This window comes from Nocardia farcinica, from assembly GCF_029867845.1.
GTDB classification, from domain to species: Bacteria; Actinomycetota; Actinomycetes; order Mycobacteriales; family Mycobacteriaceae; genus Nocardia; species Nocardia farcinica_A.
In genome coordinates this window covers 1-1571 of sequence record NZ_JARWRU010000159.1, presented here as the reverse complement: position 1 = coordinate 1571, position 1571 = coordinate 1, and the positions used below count along the sequence as shown (strand labels likewise).

The 1571-nt window shown below is 75.7% G+C and carries 2 protein-coding genes; both read left to right on the top strand.

Annotated features, from left to right (window positions below; all coding sequences use genetic code 11):
* Positions 1-62: 62 nt before the first annotated feature.
* On the top strand, positions 63-977 hold the full coding sequence (locus tag QH283_RS03200; RefSeq protein WP_280501522.1) for a D-isomer specific 2-hydroxyacid dehydrogenase family protein: 915 nt from the start codon (positions 63-65) through the stop codon (positions 975-977).
* 164 nt (positions 978-1141) lie between these two features.
* A partial coding sequence (locus tag QH283_RS03195) for an ESX secretion-associated protein EspG (protein ID WP_280501521.1) occupies positions 1142-1571 on the top strand: 430 nt, incomplete at its 3' end.

Genomic DNA, 1571 nt, shown 5'->3' with positions numbered 1-1571 from the left:
CGGGGGGGGGGGCGGTGGTGGGCGGGGGGGGGGGGGCGGGGGGGCCGATCGCGCGCGGCCCGATGGGGCGCGGCACGGCCGTGCTGGCGCGGGCGGGGGCCGACGCGGGCGCCGAACTGGTCGATCTCGACGCCGCCGCCGGCCTGATCTGGGTGGGCGGGCCGCAGGAGTTCCCCGACACCCTGCCCGAGCCGGTGCGCTGGGTGCAGCTGCCCGCGGCCGGGATCGAGGACTGGTTCGCCCGCGACGTCTTCGCGCGCCATCCCGGCGTGCGATTCACCTCCGCGGCCGGCGCGTACTCCGCCTCCGTCGCCGAACACGCGCTGGCGTTGCTGCTGGCGGGCGTGCGCTATCTGCCCGAACATCTGCGGGCCCGCAGCTGGCGGCAGCAGGAGTTCTTCCCGCACGTGGGCACGTTGCGCGGCGCGACGGTCACCATCGTCGGCGCTGGTGGCATCGGGCGCGCGCTGATTCCTCTGCTGCTGCCGCTCGGCGCCCGCGTGGTCGCGGTGAACCGCTCCGGCCGTCCGGTCACCGGTCCCGGCATCCCCGCCTCGGTGGAGACCGTGCCCGCCGACCGGTTGCCGCGGCTGTGGCCGCGCACCGACCACGTGGTCGTTGCGGCGCCTGCCACCGCGCGGACCCGCCATCTCGTCGACGCCGAGGCGCTCTCCCGCCTGCGGCCCACCTCGTGGGTGATCAATGTGGCGCGCGGCAGTCTGATCGACACCGACGCGCTCGTGCATGCCCTGCGCACGAACAGCATCGGCGGCGCCGGGCTCGACGTGACCGACCCGGAGCCGCTGCCGGACGGCCATCCGCTGTGGTCGCTGCCGAACGTGCTCATCACCCCGCACGACTCCAACCCGCCGCACCTGCGTTCGGTGGCCTTCGCCGAGCACGTGCGGGAGAACATCACCCGCTTCGCGGCGGGCACGGCGCTGCTGGCCCCGGTCGACCCGGAGCACGGCTACTGAGAACCGCTCTCACCGTGGGGATTCGGCGCCGGATGCCGGCCGGTAGCGGAACACACGACGGGCCGCGAATCGAGGCGGCCGGTCCTCGCGCCGATCATCCCCGCGAGCCGCCGGGGACGCGGGCACCGGTCGGCCGCGGGAACACAGACGGCATAATCGGCACGGTGCACTGGATTTTCACGCCGGACGAGTTCGCCCATGTCTGGCGGGAGACCGACCGGGATCGGCCGCCCTATCCGCTGCGCATCCTGGAGTCGCCGCGCACCGAGCACGCCGCCGAGACGCTGCGCGCCAGCCTGGCGCACCGCTTCCCACCGGGCGCCGACCCGGATCTGACGGCCTGTCTGCGCATCCTGGCCGAGCCGCACACCCGCTTCCTCGCCGTCGGGCACGGCGCCGAGCCGCGCTCCGAGCTGCGGCTGCTGGCGTGCGTGGTGTACGACCGGGCCGTACTGGCGGTGCAGGGCCGTCCGGCGCGGGTCGGGCAGGCCGGGCCGGTGCGGATCTCGATCGGTCACGCCGCCAAGCTGGGGGCCGGTATCGCGGCCGTGCTGCCGAAGACGCCCGCGGGTCGCGAGCCCCCCCCCCCGGCCG